This window comes from Chromohalobacter sp. HP20-39, from assembly GCF_033052815.1.
Classification (GTDB): domain Bacteria; phylum Pseudomonadota; class Gammaproteobacteria; order Pseudomonadales; family Halomonadaceae; genus Chromohalobacter.
Genome location: NZ_JAWHTP010000356.1, coordinates 1 through 331 on the forward strand (window position 1 = coordinate 1; position 331 = coordinate 331).

The window sequence follows — 331 nt, forward strand, 5'->3', positions numbered from 1 at the left end:
CCTGATGGCACTCGGCTGTCTGATGTCGGTCGCCACCCCAAGCGCCGCCGCCGACGTCACCCTGTATGGACGCGTCGATCTCGATGCCGAAATCCAGAAGGGCCCGAAGGGCTCCACCGCGCAGGAGACCGACAACGCCTAACGCGGGGGCATGCGCGTCCAGGAAGACCTGGGCAACGGCATGAAGGCAGTGTTCGGGTTGGAGCAAGGTTTCAACGCGAACGACGGGACCGCCGTCACCCCGCAGTTCCGCAACGCCTATGTGGGGTTGACCGGCGCGTTCGGTGCGTTCGCCCTGGGCCGGTTGGATTCGGCCACGGCAGTGGGCTCG

Annotated in this window: 1 protein-coding gene; it reads left to right on the plus strand. The window is 66.8% G+C overall.

Annotation, left to right across the window (positions count from 1 at the left end; translation table 11 throughout):
* Positions 1–151 precede the first annotated feature (151 nt).
* A partial coding sequence (locus tag RVY79_RS18355; RefSeq protein WP_317465972.1) for a porin occupies positions 152–331 on the plus strand: 180 nt, incomplete at its 3' end.